The sequence below is a fragment of the Bacteroides ovatus genome, from assembly GCF_001314995.1.
In the GTDB taxonomy this organism is placed as follows: domain Bacteria; phylum Bacteroidota; class Bacteroidia; order Bacteroidales; family Bacteroidaceae; genus Bacteroides; species Bacteroides ovatus.
In genome coordinates, this window is record NZ_CP012938.1 from 313438 (window position 1) to 339201 (window position 25764).

At 37.1% G+C, this 25764-nt stretch carries 29 protein-coding genes and 1 pseudogene; 27 read left to right on the forward strand and 3 right to left on the reverse strand.

The window, feature by feature from the left end; all coding sequences use genetic code 11:
* Positions 1 to 22: 22 nt before the first annotated feature.
* From Bovatus_RS01135 to Bovatus_RS01230, 20 genes and pseudogenes are all read left to right on the forward strand, one after another.
* Entirely contained in the window at positions 23 to 727 is a 705-nt protein-coding gene (locus Bovatus_RS01135) for a glycosyltransferase family 2 protein (RefSeq protein WP_302850548.1), read from the forward strand.
* Positions 724 to 1746: an acyltransferase family protein gene (locus Bovatus_RS01140; protein ID WP_004297490.1), complete on the forward strand. Its 1023-nt coding sequence runs from the start codon at positions 724 to 726 to the stop codon at positions 1744 to 1746. The genes Bovatus_RS01135 and Bovatus_RS01140 overlap by 4 nt, the downstream gene beginning before the upstream one ends.
* Positions 1743 to 2318: an HAD family hydrolase gene (locus Bovatus_RS01145; protein ID WP_004297491.1), complete on the forward strand. Its 576-nt coding sequence runs from the start codon at positions 1743 to 1745 to the stop codon at positions 2316 to 2318. Before Bovatus_RS01140 ends, Bovatus_RS01145 begins: the two co-directional genes overlap by 4 nt.
* Positions 2308 to 3171 (forward strand): phosphotransferase, encoded by an 864-nt coding sequence (locus tag Bovatus_RS01150; protein WP_004297492.1) that lies wholly within the window; start codon positions 2308 to 2310, stop codon positions 3169 to 3171. The genes Bovatus_RS01145 and Bovatus_RS01150 overlap by 11 nt, the downstream gene beginning before the upstream one ends.
* Positions 3161 to 3844 (forward strand): glycosyltransferase family protein, encoded by a 684-nt coding sequence (locus Bovatus_RS01155; protein WP_004297493.1) that lies wholly within the window; start codon positions 3161 to 3163, stop codon positions 3842 to 3844. The genes Bovatus_RS01150 and Bovatus_RS01155 overlap by 11 nt, the downstream gene beginning before the upstream one ends.
* Positions 3845 to 3991: 147 nt before the next feature.
* A complete protein-coding gene (locus tag Bovatus_RS01160; protein WP_004297494.1) occupies positions 3992 to 5101 on the forward strand; it encodes a glycosyltransferase family 4 protein in 1110 nt (369 codons plus the stop codon).
* A gap of 108 nt (positions 5102 to 5209) precedes the next feature.
* A complete protein-coding gene (locus Bovatus_RS01165) occupies positions 5210 to 6415 on the forward strand; it encodes an O-antigen ligase family protein (RefSeq protein ID WP_004297495.1) in 1206 nt (401 codons plus the stop codon).
* The gene (locus Bovatus_RS01170; RefSeq protein ID WP_004297496.1) at positions 6393 to 7394 is read left to right on the forward strand and encodes an acyltransferase family protein; all 1002 of its coding nucleotides are present in this window, start codon (positions 6393 to 6395) and stop codon (positions 7392 to 7394) included. Before Bovatus_RS01165 ends, Bovatus_RS01170 begins: the two co-directional genes overlap by 23 nt.
* Positions 7391 to 8353, forward strand: coding sequence for an acyltransferase family protein (locus Bovatus_RS01175; RefSeq protein ID WP_004297497.1), 963 nt, complete (start codon positions 7391 to 7393; stop codon positions 8351 to 8353). The genes Bovatus_RS01170 and Bovatus_RS01175 overlap by 4 nt, the downstream gene beginning before the upstream one ends.
* A 66-nt stretch (positions 8354 to 8419) precedes the next feature.
* Positions 8420 to 9586 (forward strand): glycosyltransferase family 4 protein, encoded by a 1167-nt coding sequence (locus Bovatus_RS01180; protein ID WP_004297498.1) that lies wholly within the window; start codon positions 8420 to 8422, stop codon positions 9584 to 9586.
* A 1-nt stretch (position 9587) separates the two neighbouring features.
* Positions 9588 to 10556 carry a glycosyltransferase family 2 protein gene (locus tag Bovatus_RS01185; protein ID WP_004297499.1) on the forward strand — a complete coding sequence of 323 codons (969 nt, stop codon included), beginning with the start codon at positions 9588 to 9590 and terminating at the stop codon, positions 10554 to 10556.
* Positions 10557 to 10572: 16 nt separating this feature from the next.
* A complete protein-coding gene (locus tag Bovatus_RS01190; RefSeq protein ID WP_004297500.1) occupies positions 10573 to 11535 on the forward strand; it encodes a DUF6625 family protein in 963 nt (320 codons plus the stop codon).
* Between the two features lie 470 nt (positions 11536 to 12005).
* Positions 12006 to 13328 carry an MBOAT family O-acyltransferase gene (locus Bovatus_RS01195; RefSeq protein ID WP_004297501.1) on the forward strand — a complete coding sequence of 441 codons (1323 nt, stop codon included), beginning with the start codon at positions 12006 to 12008 and terminating at the stop codon, positions 13326 to 13328.
* Between the two features lie 6 nt (positions 13329 to 13334).
* Positions 13335 to 14243: a hypothetical protein gene (locus Bovatus_RS01200; protein WP_004297502.1), complete on the forward strand. Its 909-nt coding sequence runs from the start codon at positions 13335 to 13337 to the stop codon at positions 14241 to 14243.
* 2 nt (positions 14244 to 14245) lie between these two features.
* Complete coding sequence (locus tag Bovatus_RS25800) at positions 14246 to 14761, forward strand: glycosyltransferase family protein (protein ID WP_004297504.1); 516 nt, start codon at positions 14246 to 14248, stop codon at positions 14759 to 14761.
* Between the two features lie 5 nt (positions 14762 to 14766).
* A complete protein-coding gene (locus tag Bovatus_RS25805; protein ID WP_081015853.1) occupies positions 14767 to 15321 on the forward strand; it encodes a glycosyltransferase family 4 protein in 555 nt (184 codons plus the stop codon).
* A 20-nt stretch (positions 15322 to 15341) separates the two neighbouring features.
* The gene (locus Bovatus_RS01215) at positions 15342 to 16076 is read left to right on the forward strand and encodes a WecB/TagA/CpsF family glycosyltransferase (RefSeq protein ID WP_004297506.1); all 735 of its coding nucleotides are present in this window, start codon (positions 15342 to 15344) and stop codon (positions 16074 to 16076) included.
* A gap of 57 nt (positions 16077 to 16133) precedes the next feature.
* Positions 16134 to 16559 (forward strand): annotated as a pseudogene (locus Bovatus_RS01220) (GDP-mannose 4,6-dehydratase); the annotation flags it as partial.
* A 360-nt stretch (positions 16560 to 16919) separates the two neighbouring features.
* Positions 16920 to 17237 (forward strand): nucleotidyltransferase domain-containing protein, encoded by a 318-nt coding sequence (locus tag Bovatus_RS01225; RefSeq protein ID WP_004297508.1) that lies wholly within the window; start codon positions 16920 to 16922, stop codon positions 17235 to 17237.
* On the forward strand, positions 17231 to 17629 hold the full coding sequence (locus Bovatus_RS01230; protein ID WP_004297509.1) for a HEPN domain-containing protein: 399 nt from the start codon (positions 17231 to 17233) through the stop codon (positions 17627 to 17629). Before Bovatus_RS01225 ends, Bovatus_RS01230 begins: the two co-directional genes overlap by 7 nt.
* 21 nt (positions 17630 to 17650) lie before the next feature.
* Here Bovatus_RS01230 and Bovatus_RS01235 read toward each other — a convergent pair whose 3' ends face one another.
* The 3 genes from Bovatus_RS01235 to Bovatus_RS01245 are packed head-to-tail and all read right to left on the reverse strand — an operon-like array spanning position 17651 to position 18516.
* Positions 17651 to 17908 (reverse strand): hypothetical protein, encoded by a 258-nt coding sequence (locus Bovatus_RS01235; protein WP_004297510.1) that lies wholly within the window; start codon positions 17906 to 17908, stop codon positions 17651 to 17653.
* 3 nt (positions 17909 to 17911) lie between these two features.
* Positions 17912 to 18274, reverse strand: coding sequence for a phage holin family protein (locus Bovatus_RS01240; RefSeq protein ID WP_004297511.1), 363 nt, complete (start codon positions 18272 to 18274; stop codon positions 17912 to 17914).
* Positions 18275 to 18306: 32 nt separating this feature from the next.
* A complete protein-coding gene (locus Bovatus_RS01245; RefSeq protein WP_004297513.1) occupies positions 18307 to 18516 on the reverse strand; it encodes a YtxH domain-containing protein in 210 nt (69 codons plus the stop codon).
* A gap of 200 nt (positions 18517 to 18716) precedes the next feature.
* Between Bovatus_RS01245 and Bovatus_RS01250 the strand changes: the two genes are divergently transcribed.
* The 7 genes from Bovatus_RS01250 to cysN all read left to right on the forward strand — a co-directional run bounded on the left by Bovatus_RS01250 (position 18717) and on the right by cysN (position 25748).
* Positions 18717 to 19487, forward strand: coding sequence for an SDR family oxidoreductase (locus tag Bovatus_RS01250; protein ID WP_004297514.1), 771 nt, complete (start codon positions 18717 to 18719; stop codon positions 19485 to 19487).
* A gap of 115 nt (positions 19488 to 19602) precedes the next feature.
* Positions 19603 to 20097, forward strand: coding sequence for an SPOR domain-containing protein (locus tag Bovatus_RS01255; protein WP_004313235.1), 495 nt, complete (start codon positions 19603 to 19605; stop codon positions 20095 to 20097).
* A gap of 251 nt (positions 20098 to 20348) precedes the next feature.
* A complete protein-coding gene (cysQ, locus tag Bovatus_RS01260; RefSeq protein WP_004297520.1) occupies positions 20349 to 21173 on the forward strand; it encodes a 3'(2'),5'-bisphosphate nucleotidase CysQ in 825 nt (274 codons plus the stop codon).
* An 11-nt stretch (positions 21174 to 21184) separates the two neighbouring features.
* Positions 21185 to 22738, forward strand: a complete 1554-nt coding sequence (locus Bovatus_RS01265; RefSeq protein ID WP_004297521.1) for an SLC13 family permease — start codon at positions 21185 to 21187, stop codon at positions 22736 to 22738.
* Positions 22739 to 22750: 12 nt separating this feature from the next.
* Positions 22751 to 23359, forward strand: a complete 609-nt coding sequence (gene cysC / locus Bovatus_RS01270) for an adenylyl-sulfate kinase (protein WP_004297522.1) — start codon at positions 22751 to 22753, stop codon at positions 23357 to 23359.
* 7 nt (positions 23360 to 23366) lie between these two features.
* Complete coding sequence (cysD, locus tag Bovatus_RS01275; RefSeq protein WP_004297523.1) at positions 23367 to 24275, forward strand: sulfate adenylyltransferase subunit CysD; 909 nt, start codon at positions 23367 to 23369, stop codon at positions 24273 to 24275.
* Between the two features lie 12 nt (positions 24276 to 24287).
* Positions 24288 to 25748, forward strand: a complete 1461-nt coding sequence (cysN, locus tag Bovatus_RS01280) for a sulfate adenylyltransferase subunit CysN (protein ID WP_004297524.1) — start codon at positions 24288 to 24290, stop codon at positions 25746 to 25748.
* Positions 25749 to 25764 lie beyond the last annotated feature (16 nt).

The following is a 25764-nucleotide window of genomic DNA, read 5'->3' on the forward strand; positions in this document are numbered from 1 at the left end:
ACCTTTACACATTATTATGCCCATGGCTGGCGAAGGATCCCGCTTCCTGAAAGAAGGATGGATGGTACCTAAGCCTTTGATACAACTTCATGGTGACCCCCTCTTTATAAGAGCTATTAACAGTTTGGATATAAGTGATATAGAAATGAAATACTCTTTTATTGTTCGTCAGGAGCATATTGATAAGTATGATATTGATAAAATGATAAGAGATTACTTACCAGTAGCTAATGTATACTCTGTTTTGAAGACTACGAGGGGGGCAGTAGAGACATGTCTGCTAGCTGAACAAGGTATTGATAAAGATGATGCCATTATTGTGATGGATTGCGATTTAGAATTTCGTAGTCTAAATTTTGTCGCTATAATTAAAGAGATACTATCTAAGACGATAGAAGAGGTAGATGGAGGTGCGTTGGTTTCTTTTCAATCGAACATGTCTAAATACAGTTATGCACAAATAGATGAGAACAATAATGTGTTGAGAACAGCAGAGAAGGAGGTTATTTCGAATCATGCGCTATGCGGAGCATATTTTTTCTCCAAAGCCGAAGGATTCTTATCAGCTGCTTATCATTTATTAAATGAAGTGAATTTTAGCAAATCAGAGTTTTATGTATCGTTGTTGTATAATTATCTACTTCAAAAAGGTGAGACTGTACAATTAGCAGAGATAGAAGAGTATTATTCTTATGGGACTCCCGAGGAGTTAGGTAGATATTTATGACAAGAGAAAGATTAATATTTATAGACTATTGTAAGGCTATAGCCATTGTATTAGTGTTTTTAGGTCATTCTAAAAGTGCAATAGGAGGAGAATGTCAAGATATAATTTATGCATTTCATATGCCCTTATTTTTCTTTGTGTCAGGGTTCTTGTTTAAGAAGATGCCATGGCGGGAACAATTGTGTAAATTACGTGATGGTTTGATTATTCCATCGTTATTTTTTATACTTTTCTCATATATAACTCTCTATGTCCCACGTAATATATCTCATTGCAATTATACAGATATGTGGTCGTTTTTAGAGGTGTTTGTGTTAGTGCCTGTTAAAGATGTAGTTCGTGGTTTGTCAGTTTGTGATAACGGAAGTATATGGTTTGTATTCTCTTTATTGTTGAGTACACTTACTGTAAGGGTTATACCCGATAAAGTGATAGCATGGTGTTATAATCATTTTCTGATTTTTTTGTTTTTTGTTCCGTTATTGGGTTCGGTGTGGGGATATTTTTTCCCTAAAGAGTTGCCTTGGAACTTTCAACGTTATTACATAATTTGTATTTATTTCCTCTTAGGTAATATATGTGCACAATATTACATTGCACACAAAGAAAAATATAGTAGAATAAATATTTATTATCAAATTCTGTTTGTGGCTTTAGGTGCTTTGTTGTTTTTATTTGTCCATCCTATTTTGAGATGGCACAATTATAGTGCATCGATATGGCTATCTTATCAGACATTTTTTTTGTCACTAGTAGGTATCGTGGGATCCTTGTTTGTGAGTTTTTATCTAAGTCTACAGATAGGAAGGAATAAAATAGTAGAGTTTCTTTCAAATAATACATTCACATTATTTGCTACAGAGGTCGTATGGGGTTGGAATTTGCACAGGCTAGAATTGGTTACCTCTATGGTGATGTCTCCCTTTCTGAAAGTTATTCTTCAGTTTGTAATGGGTGGTGTATTCGCTTATCTCCTCAATCGATTTACTCCAGTTTTAATTGGTAAAAAGAAATCATGAATGAAGAAATAAAACTTATAATTACTGACTTCGATGGTACACTTGTAGATACTTTTGAAGCCAACTTGTGTGCTTACCAAGAAGCCTTTGTATCATGTGGACTACAGTTACATGTAGACTTCTATCGGCAATGTTTTGGTTTGCGTTTTGAAGTTTTTATGGAGAAGGCTGGTATTACTGATTCTTCTGTGTGTCATCGTATTAAAGAAAAAAAAATGCAGGTGTATCCTCATTATTTTGACAGATTGAAACCGAATTTAGCGTTGATACACTTTCTCAAGTCATGCAAGCAGTCGGGTATACAAATAGCTATTGCGTCTACTGCGCATAACATAAATTTACTTAATGTGCTTCGCTATTTAGGAATTGCTGACTTTTTTGATTTTATCTTAAGTGGAGTAGATGTAGCAAGAGGAAAACCTGCGCCAGATATTTATATCAAGGCTTTAGAGGTGGCACATGTTGATGCTTCGCAAGCACTAGTTTTTGAAGATTCGGAGGTCGGCTTTCGGGCGGCGGAGAAAGCTGGTTTAAAATATATAAAGATTAATCCTGAATTTTATGGAAATTGAAGTGAAGGGACATTCGGGGTGTAATATAGACATTGTACGTGAAGGTAAAAAACTCTTTATTTACAAATGTTCCGAAGATCCTAAATATTTAGATCGTTTGGTAAAGCAAGCAGAAAAACAGCGGCTGGCTTCCATGTATGAGTATCAACATACCCGTATTCCGCAAATATTTTGTGTGGATAGGTCGAAAAATAAAGTATCTGTGAAAATGGAATATATCTATTCGAAGAACTTTATAGGTTATTTTGAATCGGCAGGATTTGAACAGATTTCCTATTTCATTAAAGCATTAATTCTCTTTATTGAAAAAGAATTAAAAGAGTCAACTATGCAAGTAGTAGATAAGCAAGTGCTGCTCGAAAAATTTAAAAGTGTAGGCGAAAAACTGATTATTAATTCTGTATTATGCAGTGATGAGGATACAAAGGAATTATTTGAAAGTTCCTTACAAATATTTGAGAAGATAGAATGCATAAAGATTCCGATAGGTATATGTCATGGTGATTTAACTTTTTCCAATATTTTATTTAATGGCAACAACTACTATTTGATAGACTTTTTGGATTCGTTTATAGAGTCTCCTTTGATGGATATTGTTAAGGTACGTCAGGACTCTGCCTATATGTGGTCACAGCTAATGTATATTCATGAGTATGATCAAACTAGGTTGAATATAATTTCTGAAAAGATAGATCGTGACATTACTGCTCATTTCGAACAGTACGATTGGTTCCGTACCTACTATAAGCCTTTTCAGTTGATGAATTTTTGGCGTATTTTGCAATATGCCAAAGAGGAACAAGTTATCGTTTATTTGAAGCAAGTCATTAAATCTATATTGTATGAGTTTTAGTTTGATTGTACCCATCGCCGCTAACAAAAAGGAGTATAAGAAACAGATTCCTGAAGAATTTTTGTTTACTCAAGAAGGACTAATGAGGTGTGTAAGAGCTATCATGGGCATTGATTTAACCATATTTAGCCATATTTATTTCACTATTCTTCGTAAACATAGTGAACGTTATTTTCTTAAAGAATTGTTGGAGACACAGTTTAAGCGATTAGGTTTGGAAAAAGCTATGGTAGTGGAGTTAGAGCATCATACATATTCACAACCTGCAACAGTATATGAAACTATTAAGCTAGTCGGAATATCTGGCTGCTTTATGGTGAAAGATGCTGATTGTTATCTTGAGGGTGAAGTTCTGCCTGAAAATAGTGTGGCCGTTTATCCTTTAGAGAAGCTGGATTGGGTAGACCCACAACATAAAAGCTATGTAGCAGTAGACGATATGTCTTACGTTACCAATATCATTGAAAAGCGCATCATTAGCCATTATTTTTGTGCTGGGGCATATGTGTTCGAAAGTACAGATGATTACTGTCAATGCTTTGAGTCATTAAGGGGTAACGATACTTTATATTTATCGCACATCATCTATAAAATGCTTTTACAGGGTAATATCTTCCGTCCTATTATAGCAAAAAGTTACATTGATTTTAATATTAGAAACCAGAATTGTTGAGACAAGATATTTATTGTCTGAACACTAATTGATAGTATACTCGCTTAATCATTTATGTATTTTATATTATTTTTTATAGGTGATGGTATTAGTAGTGAAAGTGTGTTAATTTGTAATTATATGTGATAGAATTCTTTAAATCGTTTTATGGATAAAAAAAAGAATATGCGCATTTGCATAGCAGGAAGAGGAAACGTAAAAGATCCCATATTATGGTCTGGAACTCCCCGAAATTTATACGACGCTTTTACTAATATACCTTCACTTAATATAGATATTTTGGATTGGAGTATTTTTAAGCCAATTTTTAGTTTGTATTGCGTAGTATATAGCAAATTCTTTTTCACATGGGGAGCGATTTGCGATCCGTTATTATATTGTTTAGGCAAACGTACAATTAATAAGAAAATAAAATGTTTATCTAATAAGTATGACTACGTTCTTTTTTGTAGTGGTGATCTTTGTATTACAAATTCAATGAGAAATTTTGCAAAGTTTGCTTATTATACTGATATTTACTTGGCTGATGTAGTACCTTACTATAAAAGAAAAAAATGGGGAGTAAAAAGTTTTTTGAAACAATATAATGAGAACCTGAAAGAGCAATATAATAGGTGTGATTTTATTTTTACGCAAAATGAATGGACAAGACAGAGTATTATTGATAAATTGCAAATTCCATCAGATAAGGTCATTAATGTGCATTTTGGTGTAAACTTAACGCCCTATATAGGTGAAAAAGATTATTCTAGAAATTTGCTATTGATAGTTCTTCGTAAAGGTTTAGAAGAGTATAAAGGTTTGTATCTATTGCTGGATGCATTTAAGATACTTTACCAAGATATAAAGAATGTAGAGTTGGCAGTGGTGGGAACAGATGTAGGTGATGGAATAGAGGGAGTAACTTGTTATTATAATCAACCTCGTGAGACTACAGTCAAGCTTTTTCAAGAATCTACATTATATGTGATGCCGGCAATTCGTGAACCTAATGGAATAACATATTTAGAAGGATTAGCTAATAAATCTCCTATAGTAGGGTTAAATAGATTTGCATTTCCAGAGTTTTCTGGTTATGGAGAGTGGGGATTCCTATGTGAAAATGATAATCCCAATGAATTAGCAGGGCTTCTTAAAGATGCGCTCTCTGATAAATATAGATTAAAAGAGATGGGATTAAAGGGACAGAAGTTTGTTGAGAAAAACTTTAAATGGGAAGTCGTAGTAGATAGAATACTAACAGAAATGAATCGGTGAACGATTTTGTAATTTTGTGTCAATACTTTAAACAGCAAACAATAATTTGTTAGGTTTATATGCTATTTGAATTTTTAGCTTTATAATGTATTTCAAACGATAAATTAGATGATAAACTTTCTAAAAGCCTTATGGAAAGCATTCTTTATAGCTCTGAAGAGTAAATATAGGTGGCTTTTAATACTCTTTATTTTGTGGCTATATCGAGTAGATTTTATCTCTGCTGATGGAGGAGGATTAGCGAAGACTTTACAAGTAGTAACGTTATTTGGAATGTTTTTTTTAACCATCAGCTATCGGAAGAATCTAATATCAATAGCTTATAACAGAACAAATTTACCAATCCAATCAGTGTTGTATCTATATACTTATGCACTTATCAGCACGGCTTGGGCCTTGATACCTACATTCGCTTTTTTTCTTTCATTTCAGAACTTGGCATTACTTCTTGTTTTGATTTGGGTATTTGGGCAGTTCCGTGATTTTAAAACAATGGAAAAGTCCTTCTTAATGATTGCTGTCTTTACAATGCTTTTTGAGGTTATTACTGTCCGTTTTCTAGAAGGATTTAGTTTGTTTTTTCATTTTTTGCAAAGTGGCTCAGCGGCAGCTTTGTGTTTTTCTTATTGTATAGCAGAATTGTTAGCTATGAAGCGTCCGGATAAAGAGCGGAAATTTCTTTTAAAGTGGACTATTGTTATTTCATTAATTGTATTAGTAATAAGTACTAGTAGTGGTGCGAATGTATCTGCAATTTGTGGCTTTGCCATTGCTTTGTTTTTTTCGAGAAAGGTATTCTATTCGTTATTACTTTTTTCTTTAGGTATTTTTCTTTATTTAAATCAAGATCTGCTTACTACATTAATGTTCCTTGTGATGCCTGGTAAATCGTTGGAAACGGTATCAAGTGCTTCAGGTAGGCAAGCTTTATGGGATGTTTTATTGAATTTAGCTGCTCAAAAACCTTTTCTTGGTTGGGGATATGCTTGTATTGAGCGTGCTGTAACGAATACAGGATTTATGGCAAGTGATGCCCACAATAATTATTTAGGAATTTATGGCAGTTTGGGAATAATCGGATGCGCTTTTTTAGGATTTCAATTTCTTTCTACTATACTATATTCTTTTAAAAGAAGAATGAAGTGTGGATATTTAGGCATCTTTGCAGCGACATGTTGTGCAATTCTCAATGGATATTCTTATGGTTTTCTGTCAGGCAAGGCTTGCTCTATTACAGTGATCTATTTCTCTTTAGTTGTATTATCCTTTACTTATTCAAGAGTGAATTATTATGATAGATATGGAGTTGAGTAGCAAGATTAAAATTGCAAGCTTATTATGTACCATGATGGTGGTATACCGACATTCCCTAAATTATTTAGCTTTTTTCAATTCATGGACAGGTCACGGAATAAGTGGGTTTGTTGAGGATGGCGTCTCTCTGTTGACAGAGATAGCAGTACCTTATTTTTTTATCATATCAGGCTTTTTCTTTTTTCGGATTTCTTATTACGAAAAAAATAATTACTTCAAAATGCTTAAGAAAAAAGCGAAGACATTATTAATTCCATTCATCTTTTGGAATATAGTGGGAGGGGGGATACTGTGCTTGTATAATCGGGCTCAAGTAGGAGATTCAATAGTTAATTGTGTTCAGCAGTTATTTATGAGTAATTGGTATGGACCATTGTGGTATGTGAGGGATTTAATGACACTAATGCTATTAGTGCCTTTATATGGATGGATTTTTTTGTGTAATAAGAGTTGGTTATATTTAATTATAGTACTGTTGTCATTTTATTTTTGGATGCCAAGTGATGGCAATTGGATTTCAACAGAAAGTGTGCTCTTTTTCTTTCTTGGTGGAGTTTTGCAAAAATATGAGAAAATAGTGGAAATGCAAATGCCCTACAAGATGATCATGGGATATGCTTTTTTGTGGGTGTTATATTCATTCGGATTTATCCCTATTGAGAATACTTATCTGCATAAGATTAATACAATATTAGGTTTGGTCATTTTTTGGCAGTTGGTTAATTTGCTTACAGCTAAACAAAGTGAGAAGTTATTGACATTGTCTAGTTATTCTTTTTTGATTTATGTAATGCATTTGTATTTGATAAAAGTTATGAAACAGGGATTAGGTGCCTTATTCTTTGAAAATGATGTGATGGCATTATTATCTTATATTTTATTACCTCTTATAACTATGTTTATTATTATTGTTATAGGAAAATTATGGGCTAAAACTTCGTTAGTCACCTATAACCTTGTAACAGGCGGAAGATTATGAATCAGAATTTGTATATAGATAGAGATACTTCATCTGTTATTAAAGGTGTATTGATAATTCTTATCGTAATAGGGCATAATAAGGTGTTATGCTCAACTGATAATAAAGGAGCTGACTATCTTTATCTGTTTCATGTTATATGTTTTTTTATTCTACCATTTTTTTATGATATAAAAAAGGAGATAACAGTGAAACGTCTATGTGATATAGTGGTACGGAACTGGATTCCATATTTTTGGATATGCATTGCTTGCTATGTAATATCTAGTGTGGTAAATCATGAGTTTAATTGGGATTGGAGCCATGTATGGGCTTTTGTTAATGGAACGCAAACTCCTTTACTAAAAAACTTTGGTTTTATATTTCCATGGTTTCTTCCAACTTATTGTTCTTTTTACATACTATATTTGTTTACTAATAAATACAAATATTTTTATAGATTATTGACTGTATTGTCTTTGATTACCTGGAGTTTATCGTGGTCACAGTTCCATTATTTTAAAGGTATAATACCATTTGGTATTGGTCTAGCTATCTACTATTTTGGTTTCGGTGTGCTTTCTTTTTATGTAAATCGTTTATCTGTAAGAATGAAATATTTAGGAGCATTTCTTTTTGTATTGCTTTCAGTAGATTATTGGCTAGATTATTCGTTTTTGTCTTACTCTTATAAATTATTACCTATATGTTTTTTTCTGGGATTGTTGTGGATAGCACCTTATTTGAATTTTCGTTGGCTAAAATTACTGGGTGATAACTCTTTGGGTATTTATATGATACATATCTTTCTGGCAAATATATCCTATTTAATTTTTCCAGATAATTTTTGGGGAGGGATGATTGGACTTGTGGTAACCTTGTTAATATCCTTGTGGTTGGTAAAATGGGTAGTCAAGCGAAAAAAAATGAGGAGTATATTTCTCCCAAGATCCTGGAGTGATATAAAAATGAATGTATAGACTGAAATATAAGTATGTTTGTATAGATAATTGGATTAGTGTTTATAATATATTAATAGTATAATAATGAAAATTCTTTGGGTTAATCCGTCTTTTTTAGATTATCGAATACCTGTTTATAAACGATTATATGAATTGACGGATGGAAACTTTTATATACTGTTTTCTAAAAAACGTGTATCGGAACGTATTTGTCTAAAAATACAAGAAGCCATTGGGGTTAATGCGATCTGCTTTGAAGGTGAGAAAAGAATAATCTTTGGAGAAAAAGAAGGAATGTCTAATAAATGGATGTCTTTTCCCATCACAAAAGGATTATATAAACGAATAAAAAAGATAGATGCAGATATTGTGATTGCTGAAGGATTTTTTCAATGGACTCCACAAGCTGTACGGTATGTTTTTTTTCATAGAAAACCTCTATTAATAGAATATGAAAGAACTAAGCATACAGAAAGATCCTGTCCAAAATGGAGAATGATATATCGAAAATTAGTGGATCAATTTGTTTCTGGATATCTGTGCAATGGAAAACTTACTAAAGAGTATCTTTTTGATGAGATGAAGATAAAAAAAGATAATTTGTTTGTTGGAGGAATGTCTGCAGATAGTGAAGGCTTAGTTAGTGCTATACAGAGTATGTCCGTGGAAGAATGTATTACTTTTAGAAATAAATTAAATATAAATAATAGTGGAATCGTTTATATATACGTAGGGCAGCTTATTGAACGTAAGGGGGTAATATATCTTTTAAATGCTTGGAAGAAACACATTCGAAAATATAATCAGGATAATTTATTAATTGTCGGCGGTGGTGACTTGTATAATAGTTTTGTAGATAAATTTGGAGATGAAGTTAGTATCCATTTTACAAATGGTATTGATTATGATAATATATATAAGTATTATGCAATATCCGATGTTTTTATCATTCCAACATTAGAAGATAATTGGAGTTTAGTGGTGCCAGAAGCAATGGCTTGTGGGTTGCCGATTGCTTGCTCCATTTATAATGGATGTTATCCGGAATTAGTGCATGAAGGTGAAAATGGTAAGCTATTTGATCCGTTAAAGCAAGAAACGGTTATTGAGGCATTGGATACGTTTCACCGAGTTGATTTACAGAAGTATGGAGAATATTCTAGAAAAATAGAGAAGTATTATAATCATGAACGAACAGCTAATAACATTTATGCTGCTTGCGTGGAAGTATTAAATAGAAACAATAAATGAAATGTTACAGATTGATTTGTCGATAATTATTCCTGTTTATAATGCCGTTCCATTGTTAGAACGTTGCTTGAATTCTATCTTTATCCAAACTACACAATATTCCTATGAAGTGATATTGGTGGATGATGGTAGTACAGATAATTCGGTAGAGGTTATTAAAGCTAGACCAGAAAGGAATATTGTGTTGCATCAACAATCAAATGCAGGACCTGCAGCTGCACGAAACAAAGGCATGGAGTTAGCAAAAGGCAAATATGTAGCTTTTATTGATGCTGATGATTATTGGAATGATGGCTATATAGAACAAACGGTACAGTTTCTAGAAGAACATGTGAGATGTGTAGCTGTATCGGTCGGGTGTAAATCCATTTCGTTTGGTAATCCACCTTGCTATTGTCCTGCTTTCGTCAATGATAACTCGAAAATTTCGGCTTTTGTTATAGATGATTTCTTTACATATTGGGCGGAACACTGTGTGCCAGGTACATGCTCTACTACTATACGAACTGATGTTGCGAAAGCTTCGGGTGGAATGCGCCGTGACTTACGTATTACAGAAGATTATGAATATTGGCTCTATTTATCAACATTTGGTAAGTGGGGATTCATTCCTAAAATCCTTTATGTAAGTGATGGTGGCATTGTGACACAAAAGCAGGGACATGTGAAGAAGGATATTGAGCGTGCACGCAAATCACCAGATATGGCTGATTTTGAGAAGCGTATCATTAAAAGAATAACCGAAGTTGATGCGAAAAACTATATAAAAGTTCGTGGTAGAGTATCTAGAGTATTAGTATATAGTCATGTAATTACAGGTCGTTTTAGTTTGGGAAGAAAAGAAGCGTTATGTTATGGAGAACACTTTCCAAAAGATAAAATAGGTATACTTATGAATATTGCTAAATATACAGCTTTTACTTGGTGGTGTCTTGCTTATATGTTGCGATGGAGAGAGTATCATAGATAAAATATAGAAGATAAATATGCCTAAAGTTATAATTATACTTCCCTACTTTGGGAAATTTGATTCACTATTTACATTTTGGTTGCAATCATGCGCTTACAATAATACGATCGACTTCCTTGTAATAACCGATGATAAGACAAAATATAATTATCCTCAAAATGTAAAGGTTGTCTATGATACATTTGTGCATCTTCGTGAAGAAATTCAGTTGCTTTATGATTTCAAAATATCATTGGAGACTCCTTATCGGTTTTGTAATTTTAGGCCTGCATACGGAGAAATTTTTCAAAATTATTTGGAAGGATATGATTTTTGGGGATTTAGTGATTGTGATATGTTGTTTGGAGATATTATGAAGTTCATCCCTTCTGATTGGAGTTGTTACGATAAAATAGGAAAATTTGGTCACTTATCATTAGTCCGCAATACGGAAGAAAACAGGATGTTATATAAGGAAAATGATGCATATAAAATAGCTTTCTCTACTAATCGTCCTTTATTTTTTGATGAAGACGCGTTCCCTTATCTTTTTGAAAAGCATGGAAAGAAGATTTATCCGTTTCCTATTTTAGATTTCATGCCTAGGTTGAAAGAGTTGAAAGTACTTAATGATAAGCTAGGAAATAGGATGAGTGTGTTTACTTATGAAGAAGGACGTATTATGCGATATTCTTTATATGAAAATAAAATAGTATCTAATGAATATGCATATATTCACTTTTTGAAACGCCCCATTGAAATAGCCTGTAATGGTATACCTCAATCTTTTTTGATTGTACCCAATCAATTTATAAATATGGAGCCGATCACATTAGACTTGATTGTTAAACATGTCGGTAAAGGAATTTTTTGGGCATATTGGCGAAATAGCTTCAAATGGAAGAACTTTAAGGATAGGCTGTACAATAGGTTATGGGGAAACCGTGCGGATAGAAATCTAATTCAATGTATGAGGAGGAAGATTGATAGAGCAGGCTAATCAGTAATAGAATATGTTTCGTTTGAAATGTTATTATCATGAATGTCTGTTAAATATTATATGTGTTTTTTATGTGCTTTTATATTAATTAGTAGATTCTTTATAACTGCTGAAATAGGGATTTCATGAATTATACTAATTGTTACTCTTTAGAAATATAGACATGTATATATTATACAGTGTTCCTTATTTTGATATTTTCTTTAATAATCGATAGTTGTTGTGCTAAATAGATGATTTATAGGCTATTTTTCTTTATGTGCTATTTGTGAATGGCGTTTGAACACTGAAATATATCGTACTCTTTGATGACGCGATATGTAAATTAAAAATTAATAATATCTATTATTCCCAATGCTTTATAATAGTTTCTCTTTTCTACTATTCTTTCCAATAGTAGCAACATTCTTTTTCTTTTACCACATAAGATAAGACAGGGATATTTACTCGTAGTGAGCTACTTCTTTTATATGAATTGGAGTCCTACGTATAGCTTGTTTCTTGTATTTGTCACTTTGGTAAGTTATGTAGGAGCACAGATACTTCAAAAGTTTTGTGAGAGTGAGAATGATAAACTAAGAAGGGTTGTCTTAGCTAGTACACTTTTGCTTTGCTTTTCAGGATTATTTATTTTTAAATATCTCAACTTTCTGAATGATTCGCTTTGGGGACTATTTTCGCTGATGGGTATTCGAATGGAAGTGCCACATTTAGAGTTGCTATTACCAGTAGGTATCTCTTTCTACACTTTTCAAGCGTGTGGATATATGATAGATGTTTACAGGCGGCAGATTATGGTAGAGAGGAATTTTTGCACATATGCACTGTTTATCTCTTTTTTTCCGCAAATTGCAGCTGGCCCTATTGGGAGAGGCAAGGAGTTGTTGCCGCAGTTTAAGGTAAAGCACTATCTTAATAGAGAGGATATTACTACTGGATTACGCTGGATGTTGTGGGGCTATTTTATGAAGGTTGTGGTAGCGGATAGGTTGGCTTTATATACAGATGCTGTGTTTGGCAACATAGCACATCATACAGGGGGGTCGATATTAGTAGCTGCTGTGCTTTTCACTTTTCAGATTTATTGTGACTTTGCTGGATACTCTTTTATTGCTTTAGGGTGTGCACGTATTATGGGATTTCGATTGATTGTGAACTTTGCACGACCTTATATGGCAACTAGCGTACAAGACTTTTGGCGGAGGTGGCATATTTCACTTTCTACTTGGTTTAGGGATTACCTCTATATTCCTTTGGGGGGTAGCCGTTGCAGCAAGTGGCGTACAAGGATGAATCTAATGATAACTTTTGTAGTGAGTGGGTTGTGGCATGGAGCTAACTGGACCTTCGTGATCTGGGGTGGATTGAATGGGCTCTTTCAAGTGATAGGTAATGTAATAAATCCTATCAAAGAACAGACGCGTTTGTGTTGTGGATTGAGAAAGGATAGTATATGGCTAAAGGCTTTTAATATCTTACTGACTTTTGTACTAATGACAGTTACATGGACTTTTTTCAAAGCACATACATTGGAGGATGCATTATTAGCTATTAGCAAGATGGTACTACCAGCAGGAGTTCTTTATAAACCCGACCTTTCTGTGTTACTCTATGGCACGATGGGGGTAGGTGTGTTGATGGGGTGTGATATGCTTGAAGAGAAGAATGGAAAGCATCCGTTACTAGAGAATGACTCGATAACTATTCGCTTTGCTTCGTATGTGGTTCTATCAATGATAATTCTAAGTGTAGGAGTCTTTGATGGTGGACAGTTTATCTACTTTCAATTCTAAACAACAATGGATATAAGTAAACAGGGTATAAGATATATAGGTAAGGCACTCTTGCTATTTGTTCTGTTACTAGTGGCAGACAGAGGAATAGGGTATAGTTTGAAATGGATGTATTTCAACCAAAAGGGTGAGGATTTTTATTATACGACTAAAGCGTTGGATGAGCAAACAGCAAACTTGGTAATATTAGGGTCGTCACGTGCTCGTAACCATTACAATCCGGAGATATTGCAGGATTCTTTAGATATGAGTTGCTATAATGCAGGACGCAGTGGTTGTTTTCTTGTGTATCAACGGGCGCAGTTGGACCTAATGTTGGATAGATATACACCGAAGGCGATTATATTAGAGGTGACACCTTATGACATGGCAGTAGGTGAAGGGGATTATGATCGCTTATCAGGATTGTTGCCTTATCAACATCATGCTTCTTGGCAAGAGGTAATTAGTATGAAGAGTCCTTGGGAAAAGTACAAGTGTTGGTCGAATATTTATCCTTATAACTCGAAATTCTTTAAAATGGTGAAGAATTTGAAAGATTGTGGGATATTCCATGCGAATGGTTTTCAGCCTTTAGAGGGATTTTGGAAAGAGGAGAAAAAGGAATATATAAATAGTATTGCGATTGACAACCGTAAAGTGGAGGCAATGGTACACATTATAGAGGTGTGTAAAACAAAGCAAATAATGCTTACCATGGTGACTTCACCTATGTATGCCGATGTGGTGGAGACGAAGTCATTAGCTATTACTGACTCGCTATGCAAGCGAAATAATATACCTTATTATTCTTTCTTGAATCAAGCTGCCTATGATAATCAGAAATTGTTTCATACCACAGACCATTTAAATTCTACAGGTGCAGATAAATTCAGTCGTGAAATAGCACATCTACTCAAAAATAATTTCAATTAATAATGAAACCGTCCATTCTTTTTATTCTTCATATGCCACCGCCTGTACATGGCGCGGCCATGATGGGGAAATATATTCATGATAGTAAAATGATAAATGAGACTTTCGACTGCCATTATATCAATCTGGCCACTGCCAAGGATATTAAGGATATCGGTAAAGTTGGACTGAAGAAGCTAATTTCGTTTTTGGAAATGCTGAAATCTATACGTAAAATGGTGAAACAGATGAAAATACTGTTGGTATATGTTACGCCAAATTCACACGGAATTGCACTCTATAAAGAGTTTGTTATTGTGCAAATGTTGAAGGGGATGGGGTGTAAGGTGGTGATCCATTTTCATAATCAGGGAGTGAGGATATTTCAAGACCACTGGCCTAATAGGTGGATATATCCACGGCTTTTTAAAGGGGTGAAGGTGATACTACTATCCGAAGCACTCTACAAGGATGTGGAGAAATATGTGGATAGGCAGAATGTACTGATTTGTCCGAATGGTATTCCTGACATAAACTAATGAGGATGGATAGCAGGTTTAATATTTTCTTTCTCTCGAACATGATGTTGGAGAAAGGGGTGTGGACGCTACTAGATGCGTGCCATATATTGAAAGATAGAGGATATGATTTTGTGTGCAATTTCGTAGGAAAATGGAGTGATATTGGCGAGGAGGAGTTTGCCGCCTATTTGCAGAAGCATAGATTAGAGGATGTAGTGGTTGCACATGGTGCGAAGTATGGTAATGATAAGGAGATGTACTGGATGCAGGCAGACCTTTTTATACTTCCTACTTACAATGAGTGTTTCCCTTTGGTTTTGCTGGAAGCAATGCAACATGGTGTGGCTTGCATTGCTAGTCATGAAGGGGGAATAGTGGATATTATTGATGAAGGTGAGACAGGATATATTGTTCCCATGAAGGATGCATTGGCTTTGGCCGAGAAGGTGGCTTATTGTATGGAACATCGTGATCTGTGTCGTGAGATGGGGCGCAAAGGTAGGATGAAATTTGAATGTGAGTTCACGCTGCAACGTTTTGAGGAACGTATGTGTGACATTCTTAAGAAATTGGTATAATATTTAGAGTAGATATTCATATGATCAAGTTGAAAGAACTTCCTATTGTAGAGAACGTAGACGAATTAAAAACATTGCCGCAGGGTAAACTCCTAATAAATACCATAAATGCGCACTCATACAACACTGCACTGAAGGATTCGCTTTTTGCCGAGGCGCTAATAAAAGGAGATGTACTTATCCCTGACGGAGCAAGTATTGTAAAAGTTTGTAAATGGTTAAAGATGCAAAGCCAACCACGGGAACGAATAGCCGGTTGGGATCTCTTTGTTTTTGAAATGAATCGCCTTAATGAGAAAGGCGGGCGATGTATGTTTATGGGTAGTTCGGAGAAAGTGTTGGCATTGATAAAACAACGTGCAGCAGTAGACTATCCGAACCTAGAAGTAGTGACTTATTCACCTCCCTATAAGCCGGAATTTTCACAGGAAGATAATGCAGCTATTGTGGCGGCTATCAATGAGGCAAATCCAGATTTGTTGTGGATTGGCATGACTGCTCCCAAGCAGGAAAAATGGATTTATAGTAATTGGCAAAAACTGAATATCCATTGCCATGTGGGCACTATAGGGGCAGTGTTCGACTTCTTTGCAGGTACTACTGAACGGGCTCCGTTATGGTGGCAGCAACATTCGTTGGAATGGCTTTACCGACTGATAAAAGAACCTAAAAGGATGTGGCGTAGATATCTGGTGGGTAATGTGTTGTTTTTATGGAATATATGTAAAGAAAAATATGGTTATATAATGGGGTGAGAGGCATGGCTTTAACCAGTAATGGCATTATTTATTGCTGATTTTTAATTATCGAATATGGACTTTCGAAGAAATATTATTATTACTGGTGGTGCCGGATTTATTGGTAGCCATGTGGTACGTTTATTTGTGAACAAGTATCCCGATTACCATATTATTAACTTGGATAATTTGACTTATGCGGGGAATTTGACTAACCTGAAAGATATAGAGAATAAACCAAACTACACTTTTGTAAAAGCAGATATTTGTGACTTTGAGATGATGCTGAAAATTTTCACGCAATATCATGTAGATGGAGTCATTCATTTAGCTGCCGAAAGTCACGTGGACCGTAGTATCAGAGATCCGTTTACTTTTGCTCGTACGAATATTCTTTGAACTTCAAAGAGACCAGAGTCGCCCTACTCGGCTTCGAAAGCAGGTAGTGATCACTTTGTACGCGCTTTTCACGATACTTATAGTGTGCCGACTATTGTGACTGGATAATCAAGAACGGATGGATACTATCACCAGTGGTGCTTATGAGAGCTATTACGAAGGTATATACAAGTCTAAATAGCATATAATAATAACGAAATATGTAGGTCCCTAACTTCATGCTACACACATGAATCCCCTACATTCTGCAGGTTGGGAAAAATACAGCGGTATATTCCTGATCTGTCCCCTCGTATTGGCAAAATGCTGATATGTATTCTAAATATATCAACTGTCTGTGAAGATCGTTGATATATTGTTTTTTAATAGCATGCTTATTGATTAAAAATAATCAGATTTGATTATATATTTTCGGATTTACTTGCTATCTTTGTAGTAAAGATACTATTTATTGTATTCAATATGCAAAAAGAAGAGATATTACGATTGATCAAAGAAACAATAGCTAAGACAATACCATCTGGCGCTAAAGTTATTTTATTCGGATCACAGGCTCGTGGAGATGCTAAGGAGGATTCGGATTGGGATATTCTTATTTTACTGAATAAAGATAAAGTCGAATTAGATGACCATGATTATATTTCTTATCCTTTTTTTGAACTTGGATGGAATATTGATGTACAAATTCACCCCATTCTTTATACTTTTAAAGACTGGATGGAAAGAAGTTTTTCACCATTTTATAAGAATGTGGAACGGGAGGGGATTGACTTATGTTAAGTGCTGAGGAAAAAATAGCAATTGTAAATTATCGTAGACAAAAGTCTCACGAAAGTTTGAATGAAGCGAAGGAAGTCATCAAATTGGGCTTTTGGAGTTTAGCTGGAAATAGACTTTACTATGCTGCTTTTCATATGGCTTCTGCTCTGTTGTTGGATAAAGGAATAACAGCACGTTCTCATAGTGGAGTTATCCATCTGATTGGTGCTCAATTTGTAACCAAGGGATTATTGGAAAAAGAATATGGACGTTTGTTTTCTCGGTTGTTTGAAATGCGTCAATCGGGTGATTATGATGATATGTATGACGCAACAGAAGAAGAAATTCTTCCTCTTATTGATAAAACTGTAATGTTTATTTCTAAAATGGAGGATTTGTTGACTTTTAAGTAGGGTACAGTGAAGTCCCTTATTTTATCTCAAATTTCTAAAATACGCCCGTATCTTCCGCATAATCTTGATTCCCATCACTACGCCATCAAATACAGCCATACCGGTATTGAACGAACGCATGAGTGCATCCGCCTTGTTGGTTGCCGGAGCAAGTGGGGCAAATATTTCGCGTGTAGTAGCTGTCATGGCTTTTTTTTGAGCATGGATCTCATTTAAAAGCTTCTTTTTACGTTCGGCAATCTCTTCTAATGTAAATTTCTGCGGGGTCTGCGCATTCATAATTTATTTATTTGAATCAGTTAAAAATAAATTAGCGAGGAAGTTCACCATCGGAGAAATGATGAGCTGCTTGCGGAAAATAATAACCAGGGCGATGAGAACAACATTGATGCCTGCTATGATGGCGAAACTCGACATCAGACCGCCCACTAAAGGCTCCAATATATAAGCAAGAGCAAAAAGCAGATAAAACAGGGCAACCATGCCAAGGATAATAAGTACTAATATCATAATTAACGTGGAAAAAAGTATGGTTAACTTCTCCGTCAATTCTAATTTGGTATATTCTTTTTGAAGCTCCAGATATTTCTTGAACTCGAAAAACAACTGCTGAAAATTCTCAATACTTTTATCGTCTGCAAACATGGTCGCTCTGTTTTTAGTCTTTGGTTACTCACTTATTCTGCTATTTCTCCCTTCATCTCGGCAGCGATCTCATCAACGAGAGTTTCCATTTCGCTGCGATTCAGCTTGATTCCCTTTTTGCGAAGAATCTCTGCGATTTTGTGACGGGTGTCTTCTCCTTTTTCAGGAGCAAATAAAATACCAAGGGCTGCGCCTACGGCTGCACCACCCAGAAAAGCTGCTAAAACATTCAATCCTTTCATAATGTATAATGTTTAAAATGATTATGATACAACAAATATAACATTTTTATGAAAAGGTTGTTCGTGAAAACTGAATTTTTTTGCTACGTTTTATAATTCTTTTTTTCTTTTATGGTTTAATCTTATTTAACTGACTTTCGTAGCTAACCTTTGAAGGTTAAGGCGTACTTTTGTTTTCGAATATTGTAAATCAAAACATAATGGAAGCTAAAATTGTTTTTATAACCGGTGCCAGTAGCGGAATTGGCGAAGGTTGTGCCCGTAAATTTGCGAAGGAGGGATGGAACCTGATTCTGAATGCCCGTACCGTATCGAAACTGGAAGAACTGAAAACTGAACTGGAAGCGACGCATGGTGTCCGGGTTTATACATTGCCTTTTGATGTGCGCGACCGGAAATTGGCTGCCGCCTCTTTGGAATCATTGCCCGAAGAATGGAAGGCGATTGATGTGTTGGTGAACAACGCCGGACTGGTGATTGGTGTGGATAAGGAATTCGAAGGTAGCCTGGATGAATGGGATATCATGATCGATACGAATATAAGGGGATTGCTGGCTATGACGCGTTTGGTGGTGCCCGGTATGGTGGAACGTGGACGCGGACATATTATTAACATAGGATCTATTGCGGGGGATGCCGCTTATCCGGGTGGAAGCGTGTATTGCGCAACGAAAGCTGCCGTGAAGGCTCTTTCGGACGGTCTCCGGATCGATTTGGTGGACACTCCGTTGAGAGTGACAAATATCAAACCGGGAATGGTGGAGACAAACTTTACAGTGGTGCGTTATCGGGGGGATAAGGAAGCTGCCGATAATTTTTATAAAGGGATTCGTCCGTTGACGGGAGATGACATTGCGGAAACGGTTTATTTTGCCGCGTCAGCTCCTGCACATATTCAGATTGCGGAGGTGCTTTTGATGCCTACTTATCAGGCAACAGGCACTATTTCGTATAAGAAGAAGACGGAATAGACGTTTTTTTGACGGATTTCTTTGCCGGATGATAAAATTTCTATTATTTTGTTGCCCGAAACTAAATATAATAGACGAGAATATTGAATTATTAATTAAAACAGCGTATAGGAATATGAAAAAATTAGTCGTATTAGGAATGGGAGTATGCTTGGTGCTAGCATTTGCATCTTGTAAATCCAGCGAAAGTGCCTATAAAAAAGCTTACGAGAAAGCAAAACAGCAAGAATTGGCAGAACCGCAGGTGGAAGCTCCGGTAGAGGTAACTCCGGTGGTTGCAGCTCCTGTGACAACTACTAAGGTGGCAGATACATCCGGCGTTCGTCAGGAGAAGGTTACAGTGGTTTCCGGCAACGAGGGTTTGAAAGATTATAGCATCGTAGCAGGTAGCTTTGGTGTGAAAGCGAATGCTGAAGGCCTGAAAGATTGGTTGGATGGACAAGGATATCACTCTACTATTGCATTTAATGCTGACAAGGCAATGTATCGTGTTATCGTAAATTCATTTGCTGATAAGGCTGCTGCTGCTGAAGCTCGCGACGCATTCAAGGCTAAATACCCGAACCGTTCGGATTTCCAGGGTGCTTGGTTGCTGTATCGTGTATATTGATTTCTTTTTGGTAATATATATTGGAAAGAACGAACGTTTTTTTCCGAATAAGAAGGCGGTAACTGGGAAGTTACTGCTTTTTTATTGAAAATGAGTGGCTTTTTCGTTTAGATATTTTTATCTTTCTACTAAAAGAAGTTATAAATGATAGTGGGGAAACTTTTATAGCAAAGAAAGTTTTTACTTTTGTCAACTCTTAATTTGGAGGATGTTTTGCCTGAATGTGAATAGGGCATTAATTTAGAGATTGAATGGAACAAAAATATGTAATGGCTGCTATCGACGCGGCTCTAAAAGCAGGTGGAAAGATTCTTTCTATTTATAATGATCCGGCATCGGACTTTGAAATAGAGAGGAAGGCTGACAACTCTCCGCTAACTATAGCAGACAGAAAAGCGCATGAAGCGATTGTGGCTATTCTGAACGATACTCCTTTTCCTGTTCTTAGTGAAGAAGGGAAGCATTTAGGGTATGAGATCCGTCGAGGATGGGATACTTTATGGATTGTAGATCCGCTGGATGGAACGAAGGAGTTTATTAAGCGCAATGGAGAATTTACGGTAAATATCGCTTTGGTGCAGAACTCTGTACCTGTGTTCGGTGTTATTTATGTGCCTGTTAAAAAAGAACTTTATTTCGGGATCGAAGGTGAGGGGGCTTATAAATGTTCCGGTATTGTCAGTTTGGAAGATGACGGCGTGGCATTGGGGCAGCTGATTGGGAAGTCGGAACGGATACCTTTGAAGGAGGTGCACGATCATCTGATCGTGGTTGCTTCCCGTTCGCACCTGTCGCCTGAAACAGAATCATATATTGCAGATTTGAAGAAGAAACACGGCAGTGTGGAGTTGATTTCGAGCGGAAGTTCTATTAAAATCTGTCTGGTTGCTGAAGGTAAGGCTGATGTATATCCGCGTTTCGCTCCGACGATGGAGTGGGATACGGCTGCCGGGCATGCGATAGCTCGTGCCGCGGGGATGGAAGTATATCAGGCTGGAAAGGAAGAACCTCTACGATATAATAAGGGGGATTTATTGAATCCGTGGTTTATCGTTGAGCCAAAAAGAGAACACTAAATAATGTTTATATGACATTTGAAATTGTATTTGTACTATTATCCCTATTAGGAATGGTAGCGGCTTTGATAGCAGATAAGATGCGTCCGGGCATGATACTTTTTTCGGTAGTGGTTTTGTTTCTGTGTGCCGGCATTCTGACTCCTAAGGAGATGCTGGAAGGGTTTAGTAATAAAGGGATGATTACCGTTGCTCTGCTGTTTCTGGTGAGTGAGGGTATTCGCCAGTCGGGCACATTGGGACAAGTGATTAAGAAGTTGCTTCCGCAAGGAAAGACGACAGTATTTAAGGCACAGTTGCGTATCTTACCTTCGGTGGCATTTATTTCTGCCTTTCTGAATAATACGCCTGTTGTGGTTATTTTTGCCCCGATTATCAAGCATTGGGCTAAGTCGGTGAATCTCCCGGCTACGAAGTTTTTGATTCCTCTTTCTTATGTGACTATTTTGGGAGGTATCTGTACCTTGATCGGTACTTCTACCAATCTGGTGGTGCACGGTATGATATTGGAGGCCGGATTTGAAGGCTTTTCTATGTTCGAGCTCGGAAAGGTGGGTATTTTTATAGCTATTGCCGGAATCATTTATATATTTCTTTTCTCCAAACGTCTTTTGCCGGATGCACGTCCGGATACGGCTGTGCCGGATGAAGAAGTAGAAGAAGGGGAGAAGTTGCATCGGGTAGAGGCTGTTTTGGGTGCCCGTTTTCCCGGTATCAATAAAAAACTGAAGGATTTTAATTTCCAACGTCATTATGGTGCAGAGGTAAAAGAGATCAAGACACGTAACGGACAGCGCTTCGTCACTAACTTGGACGATGTGGTACTTCATGAAGGGGATACGCTTGTTGTGATGGCTGATGATACTTTTATCCCGACGTGGGGGGAATCTTCTGTGTTTGTCTTGTTGACAAACGGGAATGAACCGGATACTAGCGGGAAGAAGAAGCGTTGGTTTGCTTTGTTGTTGCTGGTGCTGATGATTGTGGGTGCAACGGTAGGGGAGCTTCCGGTAACGAAGGAGATGTTTCCGGATATCAAGTTGGATATGTTTTTCTTTGTGTCTATTACTACTATTATTATGGCATGGACGAATCTGTTCCCTGCCCGTAAATATACTAAATATATTTCGTGGGATATTCTGATTACGATTGCCTGTGCCTTTGCTATCAGTAAGGCGATGGTGAACTCCGGCGTGGCGGATAGCGTTGCGAAGTTTATTATCGGATTGAGTGATGATTACGGCCCACATGTGTTGCTTGCAATGGTATTTATTATCACGAACTTGTTTACGGAATTGATTACTAATAATGCGGCAGCGGCTTTGGCGTTTCCTTTGGCACTGTCAATCTCTGCCCAATTAGGAGTGAGCCCTACGCCTTTCTTTGTGGTAATCTGTATGGCTGCATCTGCCAGCTTCTCGACACCGATTGGTTATCAGACAAATTTGATTGTGCAAGGTATCGGTAACTATAAGTTTACGGATTTTGTACGTATCGGGTTGCCGCTTAATATTATCACTTTCTTAATCTCTATTATTCTGGTTCCGTTGATCTGGAACTTTTAAATAAAATTGTAAATGGAAGAAAAGAACCATATATATCCGATATTTGACCGCATGATGACGCGGCAGGACAAAGAAGAGCTTTTGGGGCAACACAGTGTGATGATCTGGTTTACCGGATTGAGTGGTTCCGGAAAGAGCACGATTGCCATCGCATTAGAACGTGAGCTTCATAAGCGTGGATTGCTTTGTCGTATCCTGGATGGGGATAATATCCGTAGTGGAATTAATAATAACCTGGGATTCTCTGAAACGGACCGGGTGGAAAATATCCGTCGCATAGCGGAAGTGTCTAAGCTGTTCTTGGATAGTGGTATCATTACGATTGCTGCATTTATCAGCCCTAATAATGATATTCGCGAAATGGCTGCAAACATTATTGGTAAGGATGATTTCCTGGAGGTTTTCGTTAGTACTCCGTTGGAGGAATGTGAGAAACGTGATGTGAAAGGATTGTATGCGAAGGCACGGAAAGGGGAAATTCAGAATTTTACAGGAATTTCCGCACCTTTCGAGGTTCCCGAACACCCGGCTTTGTCACTGGATACTTCCAAATTGACTTTGGAGGAGTCGGTGAACCGTTTGTTGGAGCTTGTTTTGCCAAAAGTGAAGTGTATAAAATGAAATAAATATGGAAGAATATAAATTAAGCCACTTGAAGGAGCTCGAAGCCGAGTCTATTCATATCATCCGCGAGGTGGCGGCGGAATTTGAGAATCCGGTGATGCTTTACAGTATCGGAAAGGATTCTTCGGTAATGGTACGCTTGGCTGAAAAAGCGTTTTATCCGGGTAAAGTGCCATTCCCGTTGATGCATATCGATTCGAAATGGAAGTTCAAGGAGATGATTCAGTTTCGTGATGAATATGCGAAGAAGTACGGATGGAATCTGATCGTTGAAAGTAATATGGAGGCTTTTCATGCAGGGGTAGGACCTTTTACGCATGGAAGTAAGGTGCATACGGACTTGATGAAGACGCAGGCTTTGCTTCATGCGTTGGATAAGTATAAGTTTGATGCTGCATTTGGTGGTGCTCGTCGTGACGAGGAGAAGTCACGTGCGAAGGAACGTATTTTCTCTTTCCGGGATAAGTTTCACCAATGGGACCCGAAGAATCAGCGTCCTGAATTGTGGGATATTTATAATGCCCGCGTACATAAAGGGGAAAGTATCCGCGTATTTCCGATTAGCAACTGGACTGAATTGGATATTTGGCAGTATATTCGCTTGGAGAATATTCCGATCGTTCCGCTGTATTATGCTAAGGAGCGTCCGGTGATTAATTTAGATGGCAATATTATTATGGCGGATGATGACCGTTTGCCTGAAAAATACCGTGACCAGATTGAAATGAAGATGGTTCGTTTTCGTACGTTGGGCTGCTGGCCTCTGACTGGGGCGGTGGAAAGTGGAGCTGCTACGATTGAAGAGATTGTGGAGGAAATGATGACTACGACGAAAAGTGAACGTACTACCCGTGTGATTGACTTTGACCAGGAGGGTAGTATGGAACAAAAGAAACGTGAAGGATACTTTTAATTGTAACTAGTAATGGCAGATAATAAATTAGATATAAAAGCTTTTCTGGACAAGGATGAACAGAAAGACTTGTTGAGATTGTTGACTGCGGGTTCGGTAGATGATGGAAAATCTACGTTGATCGGACGCTTGTTGTTTGACAGTAAGAAATTGTATGAGGATCAACTGGATGCACTGGAACGTGATAGTAAGCGTGTAGGAAATGCAGGCGAGCATATTGATTATGCGTTATTACTGGATGGTTTGAAGGCTGAACGTGAACAGGGTATTACGATTGACGTGGCTTATCGTTATTTTTCTACTAATGGCCGTAAGTTTATCATCGCGGATACTCCGGGACACGAACAGTATACCCGTAATATGATTACCGGAGGATCTACGGCTAACTTGGCTATTATCCTGGTGGATGCCCGTACCGGAGTGATTACCCAGACTCGTCGCCACACTTTCCTGGTGTCTTTGTTGGGAATCAAACATGTGGTATTGGCTGTCAATAAGATGGACCTGGTGGATTTCTCGGAAGAGCGTTTTAACGAGATTGTGGCTGACTATAAGAAGTTTGTTGCTCCATTAGGTATTCCTGACGTCAACTGTATTCCGCTTTCTGCATTGGATGGGGATAATGTAGTGGATAAGTCTGAACGTACTCCGTGGTACAAGGGCATTTCTTTGCTCGATTTTCTTGAAACGGTTCATATTGACAATGACCATAATTTTACGGATTTCCGTTTCCCGGTTCAGTATGTGCTTCGTCCGAATCTGGATTTCAGGGGATTCTGTGGTAAAGTTGCATCAGGTATTGTTCGCAAGGGCGATACGGTGATGGCACTTCCTTCTGGAAAAACATCTAAGGTGAAGAGCATCGTGACTTATGACGGGGAATTGGATTACGCTTTCCCACCGCAGTCTGTGACCTTGACATTGGAGGATGAGATTGACGTGTCGCGCGGCGAAATGTTGGTGCATCCTGACAATCTGCCGACGGTGGATCGTAACTTTGATGCGATGATGGTCTGGATGGATGAAGAACCGATGGATGTAAATAAGTCCTTCTTTATTAAGCAGACTACCAATTTGAGCCGTACGCGTATTGATACGATAAAGTATAAGGTGGACGTGAATACGATGGAGCATCTGTCTCTGGAGAATGGTCAGCTGACTAAAGAAACGTTGCCTTTGCAGTTGAATCAGATTGCCCGTGTGGTGCTGACTACGGCTAAGGAATTGTTCTTTGATCCTTATAAGAAGAATAAATCTTGTGGCTCATTTATACTGATTGACCCGATCACTAATAATACTTCGGCAGTAGGTATGATTATTGACCGCGTGGAAATGAAAGATATGAGTGACACGGAGGATATTCCGGTATTGGATATGGCAAAACTGGGAATTGCTCCGGAACATTATGAAGCGGTAGAGAAAGTTGTGAAGGAACTGGAACGTCAGGGTCTTGCAGTGCGACTAATAAAATAGATTGTTTAATAATAAA